Here is a 21771-nt window from a genome sequence, read left to right as displayed (position 1 = left end):
ATCCGCATTGAGCCGGCTCCAGGACAGGTCTACACTGACCGTTCCTCTACCGCCTGGAGCATGCGCCTCATGAGCACCTACAAGATCGCCGTATTCGTCGGTAGCCTGCGCGCCGCGTCGTTCAATCTGCGGCTGGCGCGCGCACTCGAGAAGCTGATGCCCGCGGACTTCAAGTTCGACTACGTCAGCCTGGGAGACGTGCCGCTCTACAACCAGGACAACGAAAACAACATGCCCGCGCCCGCCGCCAAGCTCAAGCAGCAGGTCGCCGACGCCCAGGGCGTCCTGTTCGTGTCCCCCGAGCACAACCGCTCGCTGCCGGCCGCCCTCAAGAACGCCATCGACTGGGGCACGCGCCCCTACGGCACGAATTGTTGGGCGGGCAAGGCCGCCGGCATCGTCGGCACCTCGCCCAGCGCCGCCGGCACCGCGCTGATGCAGCAGCACCTGCGCAACATTCTGGCCGCCGAAGGGGCCAACGTCCTGACCACGCCCGAGGTGTTCCTGCAGTTCCACGAAGACCTCATCGACGACCAGTACAACATCACCAACGAAGGCACGCGCAAGTTCCTGCAAGGCTGGATCGACCGCTACGTGGACTGGATCAAGAAGTTCAACGCCTGATCGCCGCCGTTGCCGGCCGCGAGCCACGCTCCAGCCGGCAGAGATCGCCTGCCCTACCTCCAGGCGATCGAGCCCTCCGATGCGTCGGAGGGCTTTTTTTTCGCCGGGGCGGATACCCCCTTGCCGGTTATCCCCGCCGACTGTGGAGAAACTTGAGGAAAGCCTTGGGGTAGAACCGAAATCCCCTGTCGCGCCAGGCACTTGCAAGCGGCGATCAAAAACTGCGCAATCCGTCTTTTGGATGATTTCGGGCGGGTTTATCCACCGGAAAGCGCTGGGCGCGCGCTGGCCGGACCGCCGGTGTGGATTTGTCCCCGCATTCTGTGGAAAAGCATGAGGACAGCATGAGGGCAGCTTGGGATTCCCCTTGCACATCAATGACCTGCAGATGGTGGTCAAGAATGGCCCAGCCACCTCGCCGCGGCCCGCCGGTTGTCCCCGGGAAATGTGGATAAGCCTGAGGACAGTCTCTGCGCAGCTGCAAAATTCCCTTGCCCGCCAAAGACTTGGGGGCGCCGGGCAAGAAACGCGCAGCGCCCCGCACCGGTCCGCGCATCGGCGGCGCGGCCTCGCGCACGCCATCGGCGCCCCGGGCTTGTCCCCACCGGATGTGGACAAACCTCTGAACAGTCGCATGACAAGCTGAAAAAACGCTTATCCGACAGTCACTTGGAAGCCGTGCTCAAGAAAGAAGCAGCCCGCGGGCTCAGTTGTCCCCTTCCAGGCGCATGCCGATCTTCAAGCCGACCTGCCAGTACGCCACCTTGCCGTCCTTGATGTGGCCGCGCACTTCGGTGACCTCGAACCAATCCAGATTGCGCAGGGTTTCGGATGCGCGCGCGATGGCCTGGGTGATGGCGTCGTCGGTGGACTTGGTGGAGGAACCCACCAGTTCGATTTGCTTGTAGACATGATTCGACATAGCTCGTCTCCGCGTAGGGGTGTGAGTCGTGAATCGCAGGTCCGGCGGCGATGTTCCGGCGCTTACGACCGGCAATCCATTCGAACACACAGCATACGCCCACGGCGCTAGAGTGGTGTTACGAGTTCCGTCGCGCCGGACTCGGCGCACGCGGACCCGCATCCGCAACGCAAGCAAGGAGGTATCGTCATGCCTGAACGAAAAACCCTGGAACGAGCGGCGCGCGACAAACGTCAAGGCAAATCCGCATCCACGCAGGCCGGAGAATTCGTGCGCGAGGAAATCGAGCACGTGCGCGAAGGCAAGCACGGGGTGCGCTCCACCAAGCAGGCGATCGCCATCGGGCTGTCCAAGGCCCGCCGCGCCGGCGTCAAGCTGCCGGCGCCCAAGAAGGCCGGCACGGCCACCAAGCGCAAGGCCGAGCAGGACAGCCACGCGGGCGCCGACGGCCATGCCAAGTCCGCCACGCGCGCCCGCGCCACCACCAAGGCCCTGAAGCGCGAGAGCGCCAAGCCGGCGTCGCGCTCCGCGCTGTCGCGCCATGCCAGCGCGTCGGCCTCCAAGCGCAGCGCAGCCGCGCGTTCGGCCGCCGCCAAAAAGGCCGCCGCCACCAAGGGCGCCGCGGGACGCTCGGCCGCCGCCAAGAAAGCCGCCCGCACGCGCGCGGCCAACCGGGCCAGCCACGCGCACCATTGAGCGCGCGGCGTGTCAGCTAGCCTGCCTCGAATTGCCTGAAGCGTTCCTGGAGGAATTCGCGCAGGCGCCGCACGGCCGGCGACAGCAGCATGCGGTGCACGCAAAGCAGATACAGCGGCGAGGATTCGCCGGTGTAATCGGGCAAGGCTTCGACGAGCCGGCCGGCGCGCAGGTCCGACAGCACGTCGTAGCGCGACTTGTAGGCCACGCCGTGGCCCGCAAGCGCCCACCGGCGCACGAGCTCGCCGTCGTCGCCCACGCGGTCGCCCTTGACCGGCACCGTCAGGGCGGAGCCGTCGGCGCGCAGAAACGTCCAGCGGTCGTGCAGCGTTTCGCCCAGCACGAACGACAGGCAGTTGTGGCGGCGCAGGTCCGCCGGCGCCTGGGGCATGCCGTGGCGCGCGAAATAGGCCGGCGAGGCGCAGACCGTGCGGCGGTTGTGCTCTGACAGCGGCAAGGCCACCAGCCCCGAATCGGCGGGTTGGCCGTAGCGCACCGCGAGGTCGACCGGCTGGCGGTAAAGATCGGCGAGGCGGTCGCTGATCCGCACCTGGAAACTGACGCGCGGGTGCTGCTGCTGGAACTCGTCGAGCCAGGGCAGCAGCACGTGCCGGCCCAGGTCCGACGGGATCGACACCGACAAGGCGCCCGAGATCTCCGTCTTGCTGCGCGCCACCGCGTTCTTGCCCGCCTCCAGCGTGGAAATGGCGGAACGGGCGTACTCCAGGTAGCGCTCGCCGTCGCCGGTCAGCCGCAGGCTGCGGGTGGAACGCACGAACAGGCGCGCGTCAAGCGCCTGCTCCAGGCGCTTGAGCGCGGCGCTGGCCGCCGCCGGCGTCAGGTCCAGCTCGCGCGCGGCGGCCGAGAAACTGCCCTGGTCGGCCGCGGCCAGAAAGATCCTGAGGTCCTCGAAGCGCACCATGCCCGCTCTCATTTTCAACGGATGTTTGAAACTGACTGCGATGCTAGCCCGTTTTTCATTGTTGCGGACTGGGTAATCATGCTTGTGTTCCTAACCAGCGTCGTCCGCGCCACCCTCTGACCCGAAGCGAGCCCCATCCATGAAAGCCATCGCCTACTTCAAGAACCTGCCCGCCGACCACCCCGAGTCCCTGCAGGACATCACCGCCGCCGATCCCGTGCCCGGCGACCGCGACCTGCTGGTCGAAGTCCGCGCCATTTCCGTCAATCCGGTGGACGTGAAAATCCGCGCCAACCGCAAGCCCAAGGACGGCCAGCCCGAGATCATCGGCTGGGACGCCGCCGGCGTCGTGCGGGCCGTCGGCCCCAAGACCAGCCTGTTCAAGCCCGGCGACCGGGTCTGGTACGCGGGCGCGCTGACCCGCCCCGGCGCCAACAGCGAACTGCATGCCGTCGACGAACGCATCGTCGGCGCGATGCCGGCCAGCCTGGACTACGCCCAGGCCGCCGCGTTGCCGCTGACCACCATCACCGCGTGGGAATTGCTGTTCGACAGGCTGCGCGTGCTGGACAACCGCGCGCCCAGCCAGCGCAGCCTGCTCGTCATCGGCGCGGCCGGCGGCGTGGGATCGATACTCGTGCAGCTGGCCCGGCAACTCACGGGCCTGACCGTGATCGGCACCGCGTCCCGTCCGGAAACCCAGGCCTGGGTGCGCGAGCTGGGCGCGCATCACGTCATCGACCACACCCGGCCCCTGACCGGGGAACTCAAGCGCATCGGCTTCGAGCACGTCAGCGACATTGCCGCGCTGACCCACACCGACCAGCACTTCCCGCAGATCGCCGAGGCCGTCGCGCCGCAAGGCAGGGTCGCCCTGATCGACGATCCCGCCGCCATCGACGTGCGGCTGCTGAAAGCCAAGTCCGCCTCGCTGCACTGGGAATTCATGTTCGCCCGGCCCCTGCACGGCACGCCCGACCTGATCGCCCAGCACGAATTGCTGAACCAGGCGGCCCGGCTGATCGACGACGGCACCCTGCGCACCACGCTGGGCGAACACTACGGCAGGATCAACGCCGAAAACCTGCGCCGCGCCCACGCTTTCATCGAAAGCGGCAAGGCGCGCGGCAAGGTCGTGCTGGAGGGGTTCTAGCCCTACCCCTGCGCCTGGCGCCTGGCGCGGGCGTGGGGGTCCTTGATCTCGGCTTCCAGTTCGGCGATCAGCCATTCGAACCAGCCGTTCTCGGTGCGCGCGTAAACCGCGGCGGCCGGAATCTTGCCTTCGCGCCAGCCCGGCTGGTGCGCGTCCATCCAGGCCGACAGGCTCTTGTGCGGCGCCAGCAGGCCGGACATCCATGCCCACAGATAGTCCGGCACGCTGCGCCGAAAGCCCTTGGCACAGGCGTAGAGCGTGGGCTCCAGCGGCAGGTTGCCGCTGCGGGCCAGCCTGGCCTGAACCCTGCGCAGGATCTCGGCTGCGGCCTGCAATTGTTCGGTGCTGAGCTTTTTCACGACGCGACTCCCTGGACTTGGTTTGCCCGGATTATCGCCGCAGCCGGGGGCGCTTTCAAAACGCCGGTTCCAGGCCCAGCAAGGCGGTCGCGCTGAAACGCGCGCCCGGCTCCAGCACCCGCATGCCGGTGCGCGCATCGCCGCCGGCCGCCAGGTTGAAAGCGTCCGCCACGTTGGTCACCGGTTCCACGCAAAGAAAGTCCGACCCCGGCGCCGAGTACACCACCAGGTGCGCGAAAGCCGGATCGGCGTGCATGGACAACCGGTGGCCCTGCGGCCAGTGCAGCGTGGCGCGCCCCTCCCATTGCGACAGATAGGTATCGCAACCCTCGGCCGAAAGCCGCAGCTCGCGCACATGCCCCACCCGGCTGCCCGTCGGCAGCCCCTCGGCGTCCGCCGGCCAAAGGCGCCGGGCATGCAGCGTCACCCGCTGCGCCGTGAAATAAGGATGCAGCCCCAACCCGAACGGCATCGGCGTCTCGCCCTGGTTGACGATGGACAGCGCCACGCTCAGCCCGCGCGCATCCAGCCGGTAGCGCTGCACGCACTCGAAGGCCCAGGGCCAGCCCAGCACGCCGGCCGGCTGCTCCAGCACCAGATCGACGCTGTCGGCGGCATGGTTGCGCACGCGCCAGGGCAGGTACAGCCCGGCGCCGTGGATCGCGTGCGGCCGCCCCGGCAGCGATTGCAGCGCGTGGCGCGCGCCGTCGAACACGAACACCCCGTCGCGGATGCGGTTGGCGTAAGGCGCCAGCGGATAACTGCCCGCGCGCGGCCAACGCGCCGCCGGCCAGGCGGTATCGGTCAGCGGCACGATCCAGTCGTGCCCGCCTGTGGCCAGCCGCGTCAGCCGCCCGCCGCCGTCGGGCGCGAACTCGGCCATATGCGCTCCGCCGGCGATGGTGATGCGGGCGCTGGCGTCCAGCGTTTCGGCAATGGTGAGGGTCTGCATAAGTGAGTACGGTCTATCGAGGCTTGCAGCCTAGCGTACTTGAGGCGTCATGGCTGCCACAACGGATGCTTGCGCCAGTCGGACGGAAATCCCATGTCTGCAAGCGACAGGCGCGAGCCCGCCGGAAAACTCTCCAGATGCTGCCGCAGACGGACCGGCCAGCTCGAATTCGGGCTTGCCATCCGGACGAAATGCAGCAGGATGCAAAGCACGATGAACAAGCGCGAACCCACGGCCGGCCGCCCCAGCAGAACATCGGAAGCACGAACCTGTCCTGGCGCGGGCAACTTTCGACTGACTACCCGAGCCGGCGCAGCGGATACCAGTAGGCGCTCAAGCGGTAAATACCCTATCCGCTGCAGGCAGGACAGCGCCGCGGCCTCATCGGTGACGATCAAGCCCCGCGTTTTCAGCAAGGCCGCTGCTGTTCGAAGCTCGGATAGGGCTTGTCATAGGCGTACATTGCTGGCCCCAAAACGAGAAAACCCGCCCGTACATCTTTCGACGCAGAGGGGCGGGCCGTGTTGCCGTCGATTGTAGCCGGCCCCGAATGGCGGGTTCAATCCTACTTGCGGCATCCGTATACGCTCGGCCGACCGTGGGATGGGCATCGTGCGCCGCACCCATTCCACGCGCCGCCCGATACAATCACAGGCATTAATTCTGCAGCGCCACACTCGCCGCGGACGCCTTCGCGGGCCACACTCCCATGATGCATTAGTACACCCTATGGGGAACAGGACATCTGGAAGCGGAAAACTACGCCAAAACCCACGCTAGAGCGTTGCGCACTTGAAACGGTTAATATCCGAATGTGATTAAAACCCACTGTCGGAGCAACGAATGCCTTCCACATCTCAACCGTTGGTGCGGTTAATTGACCGAAACAGCGATTGTGTATCCATCTTGGCCACTCTTCCGATCAATATCTATCTAGCGCTAGTTAAGGGCGCATATGAGAAGCGGGGGGGGATTGAAGGGCAAAGGGCGCCCATTAAGACAAAGACCGGTGAGAAGATCAGAAGCAGGCTAGTGACGGATCTGGCGAATGGTGCCGTAATTCCACCTGTGGTAATCGGGGCGGTGCCCAGTTCACGCGCAATGCGCGCGCTGAAAAAATGCGACGACTCTCGTGCGCTTGTCACAACGCTCAAAGACCTAAAAGTGTCGCTTTCCATCATTGACGGGATGCAGCGAACGACTGCCCTGATTGACGCCAGGGCGGCAGAGGGTGCGCGCCTTTCTGACGTGCGAGTTGAGTTTTGGTTTGCTGACAAGCTCCAGCGTCTAGTGTACAGAATGCTAGTGCTGAACACTGGTCAAGTGCCATGGGATTTAAAGCGCCAGTTAGACACTCTGTATCGGCCGATCCTCGATAGGATTGAGGTTGAAGTGCCCCAGGTCGCAGTGCTGCGACTTGACGAGTCAATGCGGCGCACGGGGGCGGGCGAATATCAAAGTAGCCGCGTCATTGAATTGTTTCTAGCGTTCACATCGCGGACCATCGATATCAACATTCGAGAACGCGTGGCAGAGGAGTTCACTCGGATTGATCTCGTGGAGGCCGTTTCAGATGACGAGTTTTTCCCTCTCTTTATTGAGGCTGTGAAGCTGTTGGTGCGCTTCGATAAAGCAATAGAACGGGCAGGAAAGCTACAACTTCTTGAATCACACCGGGTTTTGAGGAGGCTTCATTTCTTGAGAGAATGGAGCCATGAGCAAGAACAACAAGTTTTCCCCTGAGGTACGTGAACGCGCGGTGCGCCTGGTCCAGGAGCATCGTGATGAGTACCGGTCGCTGTGGGCGGCTGTCGAGTCTATTGCACCGAAGATCGGCTGCACACCGACGACCCTACTGGATTGGATTAAGCGATCGGAAGTCAACAACGGGACCCGCCCCGGCGTAACGACAGAAGAGCGCGAACGTCTCAAGGCGTTAGAGAAGGAGAACCGCGAATTGCGCCGAGCCAACGAGATTCTGAAGTCGGCGAGCGCTTTTTTCGCCCAGGCGGCGCTCGACCGCGAACTGAAGAAGTAAACGCCTATCTCGATCAACACCGGGATCGATACGGGGTCGAGCCGATCTGCAAGGTGTTGCAGGTCGCCCCGTCAGCCTACAGGCGCTACGCCGCCCGGTGTCGGCAGCCGCAGCTGCGTAGTCAGCGCGCCCAGAAGGACGAACAACTGCGCCCTCAGATCTATAGGGTCTGGGAGCAGAACTTTCGCGTCTACGGTGCTCGGAAGGTCTGGAAGCAGATGAATCGCGAGAGCATTCGCGTGGCACGATGTACGGTCGAACGCCTGATGGGCGACCTGGGCATTGAAGGGGTGCGTCGTGGCAAGCGGGTTCGCACGACGGTGCCCGATAGCGCAGCGGCTTGCCCGCAAGATCTGGTCCGACGCCAATTCGAGGCGGACCGTCCGAACCGGCTCTGGGTAGCGGATTTCACCTACGTTTCCACTTGGCAAGGATGGCTGTATGTGGCCTTTATTATCGACGCTTATGCCAAACGGATTGTCGGCTGGCGCGCCTCCAGCAGCATGACGACGGACTTCGTTTTGGATGCGCTTGAGCAAGCTGTGTACGACCGTCGCCCCAGTCAGGCAGACGGCCTTATTCATCATTCGGATCGCGGGTCGCAATACGTGTCCATTCGCTATTCCGAGCGCCTGGGTGAAGCCGGCATCAATCCGTCTGTCGGCAACACTGGAAGTGCATACGACAACGCGCTGGCCGAGACGATCAATGGTCTCTACAAAACGGAAGTGATTCACCGCAGGACACCCTGGAAAACCAAGGCCGCTGTGGAGCTCGCCACGTTGGAATGGGTGTCTTGGTTCAACCACCAACGCTTGCTAGGATCGATCGGCGACATCCCGCCGGCCGAGGCCGAAGCGCGTTACTATCGACAACTTGCAGCACCGGCTGCGGAACCTGTTTTACTTTAATCAAACAGCCTCCGCGATTCCCGGTGTGATTCATCTCGACGAAGACGGCAAGATTACCTCTGGGAAGGACATGTTTGCCTCTTTGACGTGTTCGGTTGGATTCATGGTCGCCATCGCCGAAGTGGTCTTCGGCCCCCCGGGCTTTGAATACACCTTCCAAGAGGCTAAGGACCAAATGACCAAGGTGAAACTAGCTTTAGGCCAGGTACTTGACCATATGGGCGGCTTCACTCCGCGTAACCTCCCATCTTTCGTAGACTTCGACACATTGAATCAGCGGCTCAGTGTCCAACGCACCAGTCGAATCGGGGAACACGAGCGGAACTTCTACAAGAAAGCTTTTTCGACCCTTATTTCGCAGCATGACCGGCTAATTAAGCAAGGCTCGCTTACGCCTTGCTGGCTGGCTTGATCACAACGTCGTCAATTCGCGCAGAAGATGTCCATCAACATCCGAGGCTTAATATCAAGTGACTTGGCCCGCTGGTTGGAGAGGCACCGAGATGCTCCGCCAGGAGCGCCTATGCCGGCGTTCTGGGTCAATCCCGTAGCGCCTAGTGACCCTTCCTACGAAGGAATAGTCAACGCAGCGATAGAGCGAATCAATTCAACCCGGCTCTCAAATCCGGTGGACATCGCTGACCTCACTCTTCTTGAACTGCAAGACGTCACCGGCCGCTATGTGGTCATCATCAAGAGGGTGGGTGCCCAACTTTCAGTCCCGGCTTCGTCCGATTCGCTGCTTGCGCTCCACCAGCCGCACTTTTTGCAACGCGTCCTCTTGACCACAAAGTACGGCCTCGTTCCAGACTCGCCAATTCCCCCTTGGATAATTGGGCCGTCGAGCTACGAGGCAGACCTCGCACCATTTCTACCAAACCCATTGATCTTTAAAACGGGCGCGGAGACGGACCCGACGCACGTTCACTTTTGTAGGGCCTTATTGGAGGTGGAAAGAGAACGGGAATTTGTGGAGGAACTTGCGACTGAGATTGTAGATGTCGCCTGCTCCGTTCCAAGCGCCGAGCACGATTGGCTTGTGGAACAGCTAATGGGAGCGATTCTGGCTCAACGATTGGAGAATTTCTATCTCGATCTCTACAGAATTTTCGAGTTCTTCTTTCCGCTCACAAGTATTTTTTCGCTGAAGTCCCGCCTCGGTTTCTCGGACACAGAACTTGCTCTGTTGAGCCACTGCCGTGAATCCTTGAACTGGAATATTAATCACCATACTGGAGTGCGCGGCGCTAGCGCATACGGTAGTCTCGCCTTCGCGGAAACTATCCTCGGCCCGTTCCAACCAGACAATGAAGACTCTGCCCAACTTGATGAACAGCGGCAAAGATACAAGACCAAGGCTTGCGAAGTCTTGGCCGAAGCCAGGCATACGTTGACTCATCAGGACTTTTGCCGAAAATCACTTGATGCCACACGACTTACAACCCTATGTCGTGCGATGCTTCAGTTCCTGAGTTCCGCGTTCCAAGAATACTCGCGTCGCCTAGCCGCCAACCGGGCAGCGAAACCCGAAATAGCGGCCGCTGAAGCGCCAGTCAAAAGCGAAGTGCCTGCCGATCAACATACCCCGTAGTGATTAGAGCCAGAATGAGCGGGCTCACTATCCGATGGACGAGGCGCGTGTGCGTACTGCACGCCGCGCACGGCGTGCAAGCCTCTGCCGTAACGAACACAGCCGCGGTAACATTACCGAGGGTAGAGTACTACGCGGGGGCCAGACAGTGCTGCGTAGTTTCCAAAGTGCGGCCAACCACAACGTCACGCACGTCCACACGCTAGATTTTCTCCAGAGAGGACGGATTCAAAATGTGCGGCCGCCTCGTCCAGAAGTCCGGCCCGCTCGATTACGTCGAGCGCATCTTTCCCGACTCTCACCGCGTGTTCGATGACCCGGCAGCTCCCCGCTACAACATCCCACCAGGCACGCGCCCAATGGCAATGCACCGGCTGGCCGGCGAGTTCGAACTGGAGCGGCTGTATTGACCCAGCTTCTTCTGGCGCACCTTTCCGTTCACTGGGCTCTTGTATCGGTAGATCCAGGTTCTTGTGATCGCGGAGACCTCCAGGCGCAGCCCAGGATAGCCATCAATGGTAAGGTGTCGGCTTGGCTCAGGCAGCTTGGCGGCGCGTGCGTAGAATTGCATAGGGACGTGGATTCTCTAGCGCAACTTTTGCGAGAATCCTATCCCAAGCGGCGCTACTTCTCAATTCGACCTCTCAAAAACCTACGCCAAACCGGCAAGTGTTGGCGGGTTTTGATGGACGTTGCAGGGCCGTATACGCAACACGATTCACCGAACTTTCCCCGTAGAAATGCAAGCAGCGCAAGGCAAGAAGCCCAAATCACAGGCCGAAATGGACGGTCAGCTGACCGGCCACACCCCCATGATGCAGCAATACCTCCGCCTGAAGGCGGAGGCCGGTCCTTTGCTGCTGTTCTACCGCATGGGCGATTTCTATGAAATGTTCTACGACGATGCGGAGCGCGGCGCGCGGCTGCTCAATCTGACGCTGACCAAGCGCGGCTCTTCCAACGGCACGCCGATCCCGATGGCGGGCCTGCCGGTGCACGCCATGGAGCAGTACCTGGCCCGCCTGGTCGCGATGGGCGAGTCGGTCGCCATCTGCGAGCAGATCGGCGATCCGGCCGCGTCCAAGGGGCCGGTCGAGCGCCGCATCGTGCGCATCGTGACGCCCGGCACGCTGACCGATGACGCGCTGCTGCCGGCCAAGGCCGACCGCGCGCTGGCCGCCGCCTTCGTCACCGGCCCGGCGCGCGCGCCGCGCGCCGGCCTGGCCTGGCTGAACCTGGCCAGCGGCGAGTTCCGCGTGACCGAATGCGCGCCGGCCCAGCTGGAATCTGAACTGCACCGGGTGGCGCCGGCCGAGGTGATCTGCGCGGACAGCGCGGAGTTCGATTTCCCGTTCGAATGCGCGCGCACGCGCGTGCCGGACTGGCACTTCGAGGCCGACAGCGCGCGCGCGCACCTGCTGTCGCATTTCAAGACCGACACGCTGGCCGGTTTCGACGTCGAGGACATGCCGGCCGGCGTCTGCGCCGCCGGCGCCCTGCTGCGCTACGCGGCCCGCACGCAGTCGCAGGCCCTGGCCCACGTGCAAAGCCTGTCGGCCGAACGCGCCGGGCAGTACGTGCTGCTGGACCCGGTCACGCGGCGCAACCTGGAGCTGACGCAGACCTTGTCCGGCGAAGATTCGCCCACGCTGTTCTCGCTGCTGGACGGCTGCCGCACGCCGATGGGCAGCCGCCTGCTGCGCCGCTGGCTGCATCACCCCTTGCGCGAGAACCAGCAGGCGCAGGCGCGCCAGCAGGCGATTTCCGCGCTGCTGGCCGGCCGCATGGACGTGGAGCAGACCTTCGGTGCGGCCGGCTTTGGCTCGGCCGGGCTGCTGGAATCGCTGCGCGGCGCGCTCAACGCCTTTCCGGACATCGAGCGCATCGCCACGCGCCTGGCGCTGCGTTCGGTGCGCCCGCGCGAACTGGCCAGCCTGCGCGACGCGCTGCAGGCCCTGCCGGCGCTGCGCGACCTGGTCGAGCCCATGGCCGACTCGCCGCGGCTGGGCGAATTGATCTCGCACCTGTCGGTCGACCCGGCGCTGGCCGCGCTGCTGGCGCGCGCCATCGCGGCCGAGCCTGCCGTCGCCATCCGCGACGGCGGCGTGCTGGCCGCGGGCTTCGACACCGAGCTGGACGAATTGCGCGCGCTGGCGGCCGACGGCGGCGACTTCCTGGTGCAGCTCGAAGCGCGCGAGCGCGAGCGCACCGGCATCGGCAACCTGCGCGTGGAGTTCAACCGCGTGCACGGCTTCTATATCGAAGTCACCAAGGGCCAGACCGCCAAGGTGCCCGAGGACTACCGCCGCCGCCAGACGCTGAAGAACGCCGAACGCTACATCACGCCCGAACTCAAGACCTGGGAAGACAAGGTGCTGTCGGCCCAGGACCGTTCGCTGGCGCGCGAGAAATGGCTGTTCGAGCAGTTGCTGGACGTGCTCGCCGAACACGTGCGCCCGCTGTCGGACTGCGCCGCCGCGCTGGCCGAGCTGGACACGCTGGCGGCGCTGGCCGAGCATGCGCGCCGCCACGACTGGGTCGCGCCCGAGCTGTCCGAGCAGGCCGACATCGACATCGAGGCCGGCCGCCATCCGGTGGTCGAGCACGCCATCGAACGCTTCACGCCCAACGGCTGCCGGCTGGAGCCGGCGCGCCGCATGCTGCTGATCACCGGCCCGAACATGGGCGGTAAATCGACCTATATGCGGCAGGTAGCGCTGATCGTGCTGCTGGCGCGCATCGGCAGCTTCGTGCCGGCGGCGCGCGCGCGCATCGGCCGGATCGACCGCATCTTCACCCGCATCGGCGCGGCCGACGACCTGGCCGGCGGGCGCTCGACCTTCATGATGGAGATGACCGAGGCCGCCGCCATCCTCTCGGCCAGCACACCCAACAGCCTGGTGCTGATGGACGAAATCGGCCGCGGCACCTCGACCTACGACGGCCTGGCGCTGGCCTGGGCCATCGCCTGCCGGCTGCTGGCGCACAACCGCGCGCTGACGCTGTTCGCCACCCACTACTTCGAACTGACCCGCCTGCCGGCCGAACAGCCGGCCTCGGCCAACGTGCACCTGGCCGCGGCCGAATCCGCCGGCGGCATCGTGTTCCTGCACGAAGTGCGCGAAGGCCCCGCCAGCCGCAGCTACGGTATCCAGGTGGCCCAGCGCGCCGGTGTGCCGCCGGCGGTGATCCGCCAGGCCACGCGCGAACTGGAACGCCTGGAAGCCCAGGGCGCGCCCACGCCGCAGCTCGGCCTGTTCGCGGCCGCCGCCGAGGCCGACGCCCAGGCCGACGCCGCGGCCGAGCGCTCCGATGCCTTCGAGGTCCTGGACGCCCTGCGCGAGGAGCTCGCCGCCATCGACCCCGACAGCCTCACCCCGCGCGAAGCGCTGGACGCCCTTTACCGCTTGAAGAAGCACCTCCAATGAATCTCGACCGACCCTTGACGCTGCTGGGCGACCAGAGCCCCAACGACTTCATGCGCCGCTACTGGCAGCGCAAGCCGCTCCTGATCCGCCAGGCCATCCCGGGCTTCAAGCCGCCGGTCACCATCGCCGCCATCAAGAAGCTGGCGCGCCGCGACGACGTGGAGTCGCGCCTGATCTGGCGCGAGAACGGCGAATGGCAGATGGAGAACGGCCCCTTCGCACGCCTGCCCAAGGACAACGAAGGCGACTGGACGCTGCTGGTGCAAAGCGTGGACCTGCACAGCGACGCCGCGTCGGAACTGATGCAGCTGTTCCGCTTCATACCCGACGCCCGCCTGGACGACGTGATGATCAGCATCGCCAGCCACGGCGGCGGCGTGGGCCCGCATTTCGACAGCTACGACGTGTTCCTGCTGCAGGCCGCCGGCGAGCGCGAATGGCGCTACGGACGCCAGAAGGACCTGTCGCTCACGCCCGGCCTGCCGCTGAAGATACTGAGCCGCTTCGAGCCCGAGGAAAAGGCGGTGCTCGCCCCCGGCGACATGCTGTACCTGCCGCCGCAGGCCGCGCACGACGGCGTCGCGGTGGGCGACGGCTGCATGACCATCTCCATCGGCTTTCGCGCGCCCACGCAGGCCACGCTGGCGCGCGGCCTGCTGGAGGCGGCCGCCGACCAGGTCATGGCGCGCGTCGGCCTCCTGGGCGGCCCTTACGGCGAACCCGCCCTGCCCGGCCCGAAGCTGTCCGCGGTCTACCGCGACCCCGGCCAGCCGGCCGTGGACACGCCGGCCGCGCTGCCCGACGCGCTGGTCGCCGCGACGCTGCAAACCGTCGAGAAGCTGCGTTTCGACGACGCCCTGGCCTCGCGCTTTCTGGGCTGCTGGCTGACCGAGCCGAACAACCTCAGCGTGTTCGACGCCCCGGAAGGCATGGACGTGGATCTGGAAGAGGACTGGCCCGCCGGCGGCCGCCTGGTGCTGGACCGCCGCAGCCGCATGCTGTATCGCGGCAAGCAGCTGTTCATCAACGGCGAGACGGCCATGGCGCCGGCCGAAACCGCGCTGCGCGCGCTGGCCGATGCGCGCAGCCTGGACTGCGCCGATCCGTCCTGCGCGCGGCTGTCCGACGAGGCGCGCTCGTGCCTGGCGGACTGGCTGGATTCGGGCTGGATCCACTACGTGGCGGCGTAGCATCTGGAAACGGGTACGTATCCGTCCTGCACAGAACGAAATCAGGTCTGTGCGCGGCGTCACATCAAGAAAGACATAACACGAAGCTGAAAGGTTTGTTGCCGTTGGGAAGCCACCTTTTTAACTTTCACACGCGATCGGCCTGCGTGTTCCTGTAGCCTGAATACTGGTTTCCCCTAACGGGGTTTCAAGAGTCGTCATCTACAGGAGTCTAAAAATGATGAGCAAAACCTTGATTATTGCGTCGGTGCTGGCTGTTGCGCTCAGCGCCTGCAACAAGAAGGAAGATGCTTCGGCGCCCGCGACCAACCCCGCTCCGGGCGCCAGCACGCCTGCCCCCACCACGCCGGCTCCGGCCCCCACCCCGGGCACCACGCCGGGCGGCGGCACGACCACGCCGGGCGGATCCACCACGCCCGCTTCCTGATTCCACTCAGCGACGAACCCCCGCTCGGAGAGGAAGCAGGCAGGCCCCGACAGTGCGAACTGTCGGGGCCTGCTTGCGTCGGCGTCCACGCGCAGGCAGGACGCAAAAAAAGAGGCCCCGTCATGACGACGGGGCCTCTTTGCTCGATCCGGGCGGCGCCCGAGCGCCGCGCCGTACCGATTACATCTTGTCCTTCAACACGCTCAGCAGGCGCTGGGCGGTGGCGCTGTTGTCGCGCGCGCCGTTGGCGTCGAGCACCGTCACCAGGGTCTGGTCGCCGGAGCCGGCCAGGTGGATGCGGTATTGCGGCGCCTCGGCCTTCTTGTCGCCGGAGAACATGCGGCTGAAGAAGCCGGGCTGCTCGATCTTCTCGCCGGTGTCGGTGTCGACGTAGCGGACGAAGTAGTCGCCGGCCGAACGGTCGCGATCGTCCACGGCGAAGCCGCCGCCGTCCAGCGCCACGCCGACGCGGCGCCAGGCGCGGTCGAACGATTCGCTGACGACGAGCGAGGTGCCCTGCGCGCGCACGTCCTGCTGCACGGCCGGCTTCTGCGGCGAGGCCTCGGCCTGCTGCACCAGCTTGCGGGCGTTGTCGACGTCGGAGCCCAGGTACACCATCATGCGCGCCAGCATGGCGGCGTTCAGGCCCGGATCTTCCTTGCCGTTCTGCCATTGCACCTGGCCGCCGTCGACGCCGACGCGCTTTTCCAGCATCTGGCGATGGCTGACGTAGACTTCGGTGTGGCCGTTGACGCGTTCGACGCGCGTGCGGAATTTCTCGCGCTCGCCGCTATCCCAGGCCGATTCCAGGATCATGCCCAGGGCCTGGCGCAGCCAGCTTTCGGGGATCTTGGCGCGGTTTTCCGCCCAGTCGGTTTCGATCAGGCCGGCGCTCGGGTTGTTGCTGGCGACGGTGAAGCCGTTTTCGGTCCAGAAGTCCACCAGGCGCGGGAACACGTCCTCGGGCGGACGGTCCACGACCAGCCAGCGCAGGTCGCCGTCGCGCTCGACGCGCATGTCGTTGCGCGCGGGCAGCACGTTGCTGGTCTTGGGCGCGCTGGCCTGGGCCTGGCCCTGCTGCTGGAATTGCGAATAGGTGGTCGAGCCCGAGGCGGGCGCGCGGTAGCGCGGATCGCTGTTGGCCTGGGTCAGATCGGGCGGAATGCTAAGGGGCTCTCCGCGCTGCGTGACTGCGCTCTTGTAATTGACGGACTCTTCATTGCCCAGGAGCTGGTTGACCTCGCTGCAGCCGGCCAACAACACCAGAGACATCAATGCCGACAAACCGGCATGACGTTTGTTCATACGTATCCTCACGATATTTAGAGCAGGCCCGCATCCTGAAGCGCTGCGCGCACCGTCGCGTGGTGCTGCGCCCCCAGTTCCACCAGCGGCAGCCGGTAGCCCAGTGCGGTGCGGCCCAGTTCGGACAGCGCCCACTTGACGGGGATGGGATTGGCTTCAACGAACAAAGCCTTGTTCAGACGCGCCAGGCGTGCATTAAGTTCACGCACCTTGGGCACATCGCCGGCCAGGGCGGCGGCACAGAGCTCGCGCATGAGCCTGGGCGCCACGTTGGCCGTGACGGAGATGTTGCCGCGCGCGCCCAGCAGGATCAGGGCGGCCGCGGTGGGGTCATCGCCGCTGAAGACCTGGAAGCCGGCCGGGGCCTCGCGCAGCAGCAGGCCGCCGCGCGCGATGTCGCCGGTGGCGTCCTTAATGCCGATGATGCCCGGCACCTCGGCCAGGCGCAGGATCGTGTCGTTGCTCATGTCGGCAACGGTACGGCCCGGCACGTTGTACAGGATGGTGGGCAGGTCCACCGCTTCCGAAACGGCGCGGAAGTGGCGGTACAGGCCTTCCTGCGAAGGCTTGTTGTAGTACGGAACCACCGACAGGCCGGCCTGCGCGCCCACGGCCTTGGCGTGGCGGCTCAGGTGGATGGCTTCGTCGGTGGAGTTGGCGCCGACCCCGGCGATGACCGGGATGCGGCCCGCCGCGTGTTCGACGGCGACGCGGATGAGCTCCGCGTGTTCTTCCATGGAGACCGTGGGCGACTCCCCGGTGGTGCCCACCACCACCAGCGCGTCGGTTCCTTCCTGGACATGCCAGTCGATCAACGACCGGTAGGCAGCGTAGTCGAGGCTGCCGTCGGGCTGCATTGGGGTGACCAGGGCCACCATGCTGCCCTGGAAATTAACGCCTGCGGCGGTTGCAGGGGATGCCATAAATGTAGGGCTCCAAGGCCCCGCGGCAGGATGCCCCAAGGCCAGAATCTGTGAAACAGCTGAGTTTAACGGATATTGGCCAAAATCTTATAGAAACCACTGAACGATTGTCGTTCCCAACGCCAGCACCGGCCGCATGAAAAGCCAGAGCACATCCGTCACCAGCAGCACGATGACGATCACCAGCCCGTAGGGTTCGATTTTCGAGTACTGCCAGGCCATGCGGTTGGGCAGCAGGCTGAACAGAATGCGTCCCCCGTCCAGCGGCAGGATCGGCAGCAGGTTCAGCGCCATCAGCACCAGGTTGACGTTGACGCCGGCCACCGCCATCTCGAACCAGAACGATTCCTGCAGGCCCGAATCCAGGAACAGGCGCAGCGAGAACGCCCACAGGATCGCCATCAGCAGGTTGGCGGCCGGTCCGGCCAGCGCCACCCACAGCATGTCCTGCTTGGGTCGGCGCAGCCGGCCGAAGTCCACCGGCACCGGCTTGGCCCAGCCGAACAGCAGGCCCGGGCTGCCCATCAGCTTGGACGCCAGCAGTATCGCCACCGGCACCAGCAGCGTGCCGACGGGATCGATGTGGCGCGCGGGATTCAGGCTGATGCGGCCGGCCTCATGGGCGGTCGGGTCGCCGAACATGCGCGCCACGAAGCCGTGCGCGGCCTCGTGCAGCGTGATGGCGAAAATGACCGGAATCGCGTAGACCGCAATGGTTTGGATGATGTCGTTCATGGCGAACCGGATTGTAGATGAGCCGCGGGCCGGCGCGCGCCGGTCCGCAAGACGGCGTTGCCGCTGCGGTCAGGCAAGGCCCAGCGTCGCCGGATCGCCGCGCCCGACGCGCACCACCACCGGCTCGTCGCCGGTGAGGTCGACGACGGTGGTCGGCGATTGCGGGCAGGCGCCCGCGTCGATGATGGCCGCCAGGGAGTGTTCGTAGCGCTCGCGGATGACTTCCGCGTCGTTCAGCGCTTCGGTTTCGTCCTTGGGGATGAGGGTGGTGGAAAGCAGGGGCGCCCCGACCTGCTCCAAAAGGCCGAGCATGACGGGATGGTCCGGCACGCGGATGCCTATGGTCTTGCGCGAGGGATGCGACACGCGCCGCGGCACTTCCTTGGTGGCTTCGAGAATGAAGGTCCAGGGGCCGGGCGTGGCGGCCTTGAGCAGGCGGTACTGGCGGTTGTCCACGCGCGCGAAGTGGCCGATTTCGGCCAAGTCGCGGCACAGCAGCGTGAGGTGATGACGTTCGTCCAGGCCCCGCAGGCGGCGCAATCCGTCGGCGGCGTTCTTGTCGTCCAGGCGGGCGACGACCGCGTAGCTGGAGTCGGTGGGCACCGCCACCAGGCCGCCCTGGCTGAGCCATTGGGCCGCCTGCTTGAGCAGGCGCGGTTGGGGATTCGCAGGATGGATGGAGAAATACAGGGCCATGGGTTTATCCTAACACTCTTGAAGGTCGCCCAGTAAAGCCCAATAAAGCCCAAGGCTGAAGCGCGGCGATGCAAAACGCGGGAGCGCCGCCCCGCCCGGAGAATCAGAATGCGCCTAGACAACTCGCGCCAGAGCGACAACGTAGAAGACCGCCGCGCCAGCGGCCCGCGGATCGGAGGACGGGGCACCATCGGCATCGGCACGATCGTGCTGGCCCTGGTCGCCATGTATTTCGGCGTGGACCCCAGCGTGGTGCTGCAGATGGCCGAAGGCCCGCCCACGCAGCAGCAGGCGCCGGCCTCGGGGCCGCCGGCCAACGATCCCCAGGCGGTCTTCGTGTCCAAGGTGCTGGGCGAAACCGAAGACACCTGGGAAGCCATTTTCCAGAAGGACCTGAACCGCCAGTACGTGGCGCCCAAGCTGGTGCTGTTTCGCGGCGCCACGCCCACGGCCTGTGGCACGGGCCAGTCGGCGATGGGGCCGTTCTACTGTCCGGGCGACAGCAAGGTCTACATCGACCTGTCTTTCTTCGACGAGCTGCAGAACCGCTTCAAGGCGCCGGGCGACTTCGCCCAGGCCTACGTGATCGCGCACGAAGTCGGCCACCACGTGCAGCACCTGCTCGGCATTTCGGAACAGGTCGACAACCTGCGTCGGCGCAATCCCGCGCAGGCCAATGCGCTGTCGGTGCGCATGGAACTGCAGGCCGACTGCTTCGCGGGCCTGTGGGCCCAGCGCGCCGACGCGGCGCGCAACATTCTTGAAGGCGGCGACGTCGAAGAGGCGCTGGGCGCGGCCACCGCGATCGGCGACGACCGGCTGCAGAAGCAGAGCCAGGGCTATGTGGTGCCCGACGCATTCACGCACGGCTCGTCGGCCCAGCGGGTGCGCTGGTTCAAGCGCGGCCTGGAAAGCGGCAGCCTCAAGCAGTGCGACACCTTCTCCGCCAGTTCGCTGTAGCGCCGGCCGCGGCTGTATATCCATACAGCCCGCGCATGGGCGCTGTCGCGATCTTGTAAGATTACGCCCCCTCGCCGTGTCGCGCGCGCAGCTGCGCGCCGCACCCGGCTGGCGCGCGCATTTTCCAGACCCTAGATCCGTTCCATGGCCAAGAAGTTCGAACCGTTAATCACCGTCGATGAGGTGCAAGAGATCCTTGCCGAACCCAAGGAAACCGTAAAACCGATCGCCTGGATCGCCAAGCCCGCCGCCAACGAAATCCGCTGGATGGAATTCGCCAGCCCCTGCCGGATCAAGGGGGAAGTGCGCGAAGACGTGATTTTCCGCACGACCTACCGCGGCGCGCGCACCGCGGTGCACGGGCAGGCCACCATCTTCCTGCCCGAGGCCTTCTGCGCCAGCCTCTTCGTGGGCCCGCACCGCGTGTACGGCGTGGACACCGATGACTCCTTCCACACCAGCCTGGTGGGCGAAGGCCGGCCGCAGTTCCGCAAGCCGCTTGCCGAACGCAGCCACGAACACATCTGGGTGGACGAGGGCGAAGGCTATGCCGAACCGGTAGTGCCCGCGCTGCACACCATCGCCGCGCTGATGCAGCACTTCCTGCCGCGGGCGAACCTGACGCTGACCGGCGGTTTCGCGCATCCCCTCAAAGGCCGCCAAATCGAACTGATTCTATGAGCAATTTTCTGGAAGCCTCCGGCTGGACAGTCCTGCCGGCCGGCGAGCACGCCATCCGCGCCGTATCGCCCATGACGCTGGGCCTGGACGGACAGCATGCGGCGTTCTTCATCGCGCATCCCGACGAGTCCTCGTTCTACCTGACCGACGCCTGTGAGACCGCGATGCACGCGTCCAGCTACGGCATCGAGCTGGCGGCCAAGCGCATCGACCTGCTGAACGAAACGCCCGGCGTCAGCCTGGCGCATTTCGACGACAGCGGCGCCATCGTCGCGTCCGGTCCCAACGAGCAGCTGCAGGAAGCCTTGTGGGACGCGGTGAAGCTGGCCATGGCGCTGTCGTTCCAGTGCGCCAAATGGATGCCCAAGTTCAGCCAGCTGCGCTTTCGCGCGCAGGTGGGCCGGACGCTGGCGCAGGCGCTGGGCGCGAACCGGCTGGTCAAGGGCGCGCGCGCCAAGGGCAGCAGCGGCCATGCCGCGGATTTCGCCTTCGGGGTGCGGGCCCCGGGCAGTTCGGCGCTGACGTACATCGAGCCGATCGCGCTGAAGGCCGGCAAGAAAATGGATTGGACGCAGGTCTACCAGACCCACGGCAAGATGTCTGACGTGAAGATGGCCGACGCCCGCAACTCGCGCATGGTGATTCTGGAGGACGGCGCTTCGGCCGACGAGTTCAAGAAGGCGGTGACCATACTCGAACAATCGGCCACGGTGCACACCCTGGCCAAGACGCGCGACTGGCGCGAGGTCTTTTCCAGCTAGGACGGCGTGCCGGTCAGGCCGTCGACGATTTCGCGGCCATGCAGAATGGCCGCATGCACGGCTTCGCGCGGACTGAAGACGAAACCGCCGTCGGCGAAACACGGAACCGGATATTCGTCGCCGCCGTCGAGCACGGCGCCTGCCTGGACCACCGTCACCGACGCAATGAATACGGGGCTGTTGGGCGGCGCTTCGACCTCTGCGCCGGCGCCCCGGGACACTTTGGCCGTCAGCCGGTATCCCTTGTAGATCAAGTTGTTCTGATGCACTTCGGATCCCTCTATCTGCGATCCAGCATACTCCGGCTGTCCATGACAGTTCAGATATGTTTTGTAACTCCGGCAGAAAATTGAAATACTGTTGCGCCGCGGAACTGCCGCCCGGCCATGAAAAGGCAGCTTGCATGAGCGCCGCGTCGGACCTAGGACCAGTCCTGACGCGGGCTGCGCGCCGATGCGCGGGCGCGCTGGCGCACGCCCGGAAGCCGCGGCACGGGG

General features: G+C 65.2%; 24 protein-coding genes and 1 other annotated feature. Of the genes, 14 read left to right on the top strand and 10 right to left on the bottom strand.

Translation table 11 applies throughout. The features are described 5' to 3' along the window. Positions 1-69: 69 nt before the first annotated feature. Positions 70-624 (top strand): NADPH-dependent FMN reductase, encoded by a 555-nt coding sequence (locus AC1IQ6_RS08750; RefSeq protein WP_102772535.1) that lies wholly within the window; start codon positions 70-72, stop codon positions 622-624. Positions 625-1330: 706 nt separating this feature from the next. Here the strand turns inward: AC1IQ6_RS08750 and AC1IQ6_RS08745 are convergent. Next, complete coding sequence (locus AC1IQ6_RS08745) at positions 1331-1546, bottom strand: dodecin (protein ID WP_102772536.1); 216 nt, start codon at positions 1544-1546, stop codon at positions 1331-1333. A 189-nt stretch (positions 1547-1735) separates the two neighbouring features. Between AC1IQ6_RS08745 and AC1IQ6_RS08740 the strand changes: the two genes are divergently transcribed. Then, positions 1736-2242: a DUF6496 domain-containing protein gene (locus AC1IQ6_RS08740; protein ID WP_485866169.1), complete on the top strand. Its 507-nt coding sequence runs from the start codon at positions 1736-1738 to the stop codon at positions 2240-2242. 16 nt (positions 2243-2258) lie between these two features. Here AC1IQ6_RS08740 and AC1IQ6_RS08735 read toward each other — a convergent pair whose 3' ends face one another. Further along, a complete protein-coding gene (locus AC1IQ6_RS08735) occupies positions 2259-3164 on the bottom strand; it encodes a LysR family transcriptional regulator (protein WP_102772538.1) in 906 nt (301 codons plus the stop codon). Positions 3165-3303: 139 nt separating this feature from the next. Here AC1IQ6_RS08735 and AC1IQ6_RS08730 point away from each other — a divergent pair, with 139 nt between their 5' ends. Further along, a complete protein-coding gene (locus AC1IQ6_RS08730; RefSeq protein WP_485866168.1) occupies positions 3304-4317 on the top strand; it encodes a zinc-binding alcohol dehydrogenase family protein in 1014 nt (337 codons plus the stop codon). Between the two features lie 2 nt (positions 4318-4319). Here AC1IQ6_RS08730 and AC1IQ6_RS08725 read toward each other — a convergent pair whose 3' ends face one another. Genes AC1IQ6_RS08725 through AC1IQ6_RS08715 form a run of 3 tightly spaced genes read right to left on the bottom strand, consistent with a single transcriptional unit; the run spans position 4320 to position 6026 of the window. Next, positions 4320-4676, bottom strand: a complete 357-nt coding sequence (locus AC1IQ6_RS08725; RefSeq protein ID WP_102772540.1) for a hypothetical protein — start codon at positions 4674-4676, stop codon at positions 4320-4322. Between the two features lie 55 nt (positions 4677-4731). Continuing rightward, positions 4732-5628, bottom strand: a complete 897-nt coding sequence (locus tag AC1IQ6_RS08720; RefSeq protein WP_111824577.1) for an aldose epimerase family protein — start codon at positions 5626-5628, stop codon at positions 4732-4734. Between the two features lie 47 nt (positions 5629-5675). Next, positions 5676-6026: a hypothetical protein gene (locus AC1IQ6_RS08715; RefSeq protein WP_485866167.1), complete on the bottom strand. Its 351-nt coding sequence runs from the start codon at positions 6024-6026 to the stop codon at positions 5676-5678. Between the two features lie 445 nt (positions 6027-6471). On the opposite strand from AC1IQ6_RS08715, the gene AC1IQ6_RS08710 reads away from it, so the two are divergent. The 8 genes from AC1IQ6_RS08710 to AC1IQ6_RS08675 all read left to right on the top strand — a co-directional run bounded on the left by AC1IQ6_RS08710 (position 6472) and on the right by AC1IQ6_RS08675 (position 15213). After that, positions 6472-7371, top strand: a complete 900-nt coding sequence (locus AC1IQ6_RS08710; RefSeq protein ID WP_485866166.1) for a hypothetical protein — start codon at positions 6472-6474, stop codon at positions 7369-7371. Continuing rightward, positions 7343-8577, top strand: a protein-coding gene (locus AC1IQ6_RS08705; RefSeq protein ID WP_485864893.1) for an IS3 family transposase whose coding sequence is annotated in 2 segments (ribosomal slippage) — positions 7343-7622 and positions 7622-8577 — 1236 coding nt in all. Because the reading frame shifts where the segments join, the coding sequence is not laid out codon by codon here. The genes AC1IQ6_RS08710 and AC1IQ6_RS08705 overlap by 29 nt, the downstream gene beginning before the upstream one ends. Then, positions 7621-7737, top strand: a sequence feature (AL1L pseudoknot). (Overlaps the previous gene by 117 nt.) Beyond that, the gene (locus AC1IQ6_RS08700) at positions 8543-8989 is read left to right on the top strand and encodes a hypothetical protein (protein WP_485866607.1); all 447 of its coding nucleotides are present in this window, start codon (positions 8543-8545) and stop codon (positions 8987-8989) included. Before AC1IQ6_RS08705 ends, AC1IQ6_RS08700 begins: the two co-directional genes overlap by 35 nt. A 111-nt stretch (positions 8990-9100) precedes the next feature. Further along, a complete protein-coding gene (locus AC1IQ6_RS08695) occupies positions 9101-10168 on the top strand; it encodes a hypothetical protein (RefSeq protein WP_485866165.1) in 1068 nt (355 codons plus the stop codon). Between the two features lie 233 nt (positions 10169-10401). After that, positions 10402-10578: a hypothetical protein gene (locus AC1IQ6_RS08690; RefSeq protein WP_485866164.1), complete on the top strand. Its 177-nt coding sequence runs from the start codon at positions 10402-10404 to the stop codon at positions 10576-10578. 330 nt (positions 10579-10908) lie between these two features. After that, a complete protein-coding gene (gene mutS / locus AC1IQ6_RS08685; protein ID WP_485866163.1) occupies positions 10909-13596 on the top strand; it encodes a DNA mismatch repair protein MutS in 2688 nt (895 codons plus the stop codon). Further along, on the top strand, positions 13593-14786 hold the full coding sequence (locus AC1IQ6_RS08680; protein WP_102772544.1) for a ribosomal protein uL16 3-hydroxylase: 1194 nt from the start codon (positions 13593-13595) through the stop codon (positions 14784-14786). The genes mutS and AC1IQ6_RS08680 overlap by 4 nt, the downstream gene beginning before the upstream one ends. A gap of 217 nt (positions 14787-15003) precedes the next feature. Beyond that, complete coding sequence (locus AC1IQ6_RS08675; protein WP_102772545.1) at positions 15004-15213, top strand: endopeptidase; 210 nt, start codon at positions 15004-15006, stop codon at positions 15211-15213. A gap of 180 nt (positions 15214-15393) precedes the next feature. Here the strand turns inward: AC1IQ6_RS08675 and bamC are convergent, their stop codons facing one another. The 4 genes from bamC to AC1IQ6_RS08655 all read right to left on the bottom strand — a co-directional run bounded on the left by bamC (position 15394) and on the right by AC1IQ6_RS08655 (position 18872). After that, on the bottom strand, positions 15394-16518 hold the full coding sequence (gene bamC / locus AC1IQ6_RS08670; protein ID WP_168202091.1) for an NlpB/DapX family lipoprotein: 1125 nt from the start codon (positions 16516-16518) through the stop codon (positions 15394-15396). Positions 16519-16535: 17 nt separating this feature from the next. Next, positions 16536-17441, bottom strand: a complete 906-nt coding sequence (dapA, locus tag AC1IQ6_RS08665) for a 4-hydroxy-tetrahydrodipicolinate synthase (RefSeq protein WP_102772546.1) — start codon at positions 17439-17441, stop codon at positions 16536-16538. An 87-nt stretch (positions 17442-17528) separates the two neighbouring features. Further along, the gene (locus AC1IQ6_RS08660; RefSeq protein ID WP_102772547.1) at positions 17529-18176 is read right to left on the bottom strand and encodes a site-2 protease family protein; all 648 of its coding nucleotides are present in this window, start codon (positions 18174-18176) and stop codon (positions 17529-17531) included. 69 nt (positions 18177-18245) lie between these two features. After that, on the bottom strand, positions 18246-18872 hold the full coding sequence (locus AC1IQ6_RS08655) for an L-threonylcarbamoyladenylate synthase (protein WP_485866162.1): 627 nt from the start codon (positions 18870-18872) through the stop codon (positions 18246-18248). A gap of 108 nt (positions 18873-18980) precedes the next feature. Between AC1IQ6_RS08655 and ypfJ the strand changes: the two genes are divergently transcribed. The 3 genes from ypfJ (at position 18981) to AC1IQ6_RS08640 (ending at position 21274) form a co-directional block, all read left to right on the top strand. Beyond that, positions 18981-19832, top strand: coding sequence for a KPN_02809 family neutral zinc metallopeptidase (gene ypfJ, locus AC1IQ6_RS08650; RefSeq protein WP_102772549.1), 852 nt, complete (start codon positions 18981-18983; stop codon positions 19830-19832). A 144-nt stretch (positions 19833-19976) separates the two neighbouring features. Continuing rightward, complete coding sequence (locus AC1IQ6_RS08645; RefSeq protein WP_102772550.1) at positions 19977-20513, top strand: hypothetical protein; 537 nt, start codon at positions 19977-19979, stop codon at positions 20511-20513. Further along, positions 20510-21274, top strand: a complete 765-nt coding sequence (locus AC1IQ6_RS08640; protein ID WP_102772551.1) for a DUF1828 domain-containing protein — start codon at positions 20510-20512, stop codon at positions 21272-21274. The genes AC1IQ6_RS08645 and AC1IQ6_RS08640 overlap by 4 nt, the downstream gene beginning before the upstream one ends. Here the strand turns inward: AC1IQ6_RS08640 and AC1IQ6_RS08635 are convergent. Then, a complete protein-coding gene (locus tag AC1IQ6_RS08635) occupies positions 21271-21543 on the bottom strand; it encodes a hypothetical protein (RefSeq protein WP_111824574.1) in 273 nt (90 codons plus the stop codon). The genes AC1IQ6_RS08640 and AC1IQ6_RS08635 overlap by 4 nt on opposite strands. Positions 21544-21771 lie beyond the last annotated feature (228 nt).

The sequence above is a fragment of the Achromobacter sp. MUI-25009338 genome, from assembly GCF_057359325.1.
The sequence above is the reverse complement of the archived record's forward strand: the minus strand, read 5'-3'. Positions and strand labels throughout refer to the sequence as shown.

Coding starts and splice junctions, on each gene's coding strand:
- bamC (WP_168202091.1), bottom strand. CDS start 16,518: ATGAACAAACGTCATGCCGGTTTGTCGGCATTGATGTCTCTGGTGTTG.
- AC1IQ6_RS08745 (WP_102772536.1), bottom strand. CDS start 1,546: ATGTCGAATCATGTCTACAAGCAAATCGAACTGGTGGGTTCCTCCACC.
- AC1IQ6_RS08655 (WP_485866162.1), bottom strand. CDS start 18,872: ATGGCCCTGTATTTCTCCATCCATCCTGCGAATCCCCAACCGCGCCTG.
- AC1IQ6_RS08710 (WP_485866166.1), top strand. CDS start 6,472: ATGCCTTCCACATCTCAACCGTTGGTGCGGTTAATTGACCGAAACAGC.
- AC1IQ6_RS08750 (WP_102772535.1), top strand. CDS start 70: ATGAGCACCTACAAGATCGCCGTATTCGTCGGTAGCCTGCGCGCCGCG.
- mutS (WP_485866163.1), top strand. CDS start 10,909: ATGCAAGCAGCGCAAGGCAAGAAGCCCAAATCACAGGCCGAAATGGAC.
- dapA (WP_102772546.1), bottom strand. CDS start 17,441: ATGGCATCCCCTGCAACCGCCGCAGGCGTTAATTTCCAGGGCAGCATG.
- AC1IQ6_RS08720 (WP_111824577.1), bottom strand. CDS start 5,628: ATGCAGACCCTCACCATTGCCGAAACGCTGGACGCCAGCGCCCGCATC.
- AC1IQ6_RS08730 (WP_485866168.1), top strand. CDS start 3,304: ATGAAAGCCATCGCCTACTTCAAGAACCTGCCCGCCGACCACCCCGAG.
- ypfJ (WP_102772549.1), top strand. CDS start 18,981: ATGCGCCTAGACAACTCGCGCCAGAGCGACAACGTAGAAGACCGCCGC.
- AC1IQ6_RS08675 (WP_102772545.1), top strand. CDS start 15,004: ATGATGAGCAAAACCTTGATTATTGCGTCGGTGCTGGCTGTTGCGCTC.
- AC1IQ6_RS08695 (WP_485866165.1), top strand. CDS start 9,101: ATGCCGGCGTTCTGGGTCAATCCCGTAGCGCCTAGTGACCCTTCCTAC.
- AC1IQ6_RS08740 (WP_485866169.1), top strand. CDS start 1,736: ATGCCTGAACGAAAAACCCTGGAACGAGCGGCGCGCGACAAACGTCAA.
- AC1IQ6_RS08645 (WP_102772550.1), top strand. CDS start 19,977: ATGGCCAAGAAGTTCGAACCGTTAATCACCGTCGATGAGGTGCAAGAG.
- AC1IQ6_RS08680 (WP_102772544.1), top strand. CDS start 13,593: ATGAATCTCGACCGACCCTTGACGCTGCTGGGCGACCAGAGCCCCAAC.
- AC1IQ6_RS08640 (WP_102772551.1), top strand. CDS start 20,510: ATGAGCAATTTTCTGGAAGCCTCCGGCTGGACAGTCCTGCCGGCCGGC.
- AC1IQ6_RS08690 (WP_485866164.1), top strand. CDS start 10,402: ATGTGCGGCCGCCTCGTCCAGAAGTCCGGCCCGCTCGATTACGTCGAG.
- AC1IQ6_RS08660 (WP_102772547.1), bottom strand. CDS start 18,176: ATGAACGACATCATCCAAACCATTGCGGTCTACGCGATTCCGGTCATT.
- AC1IQ6_RS08735 (WP_102772538.1), bottom strand. CDS start 3,164: ATGGTGCGCTTCGAGGACCTCAGGATCTTTCTGGCCGCGGCCGACCAG.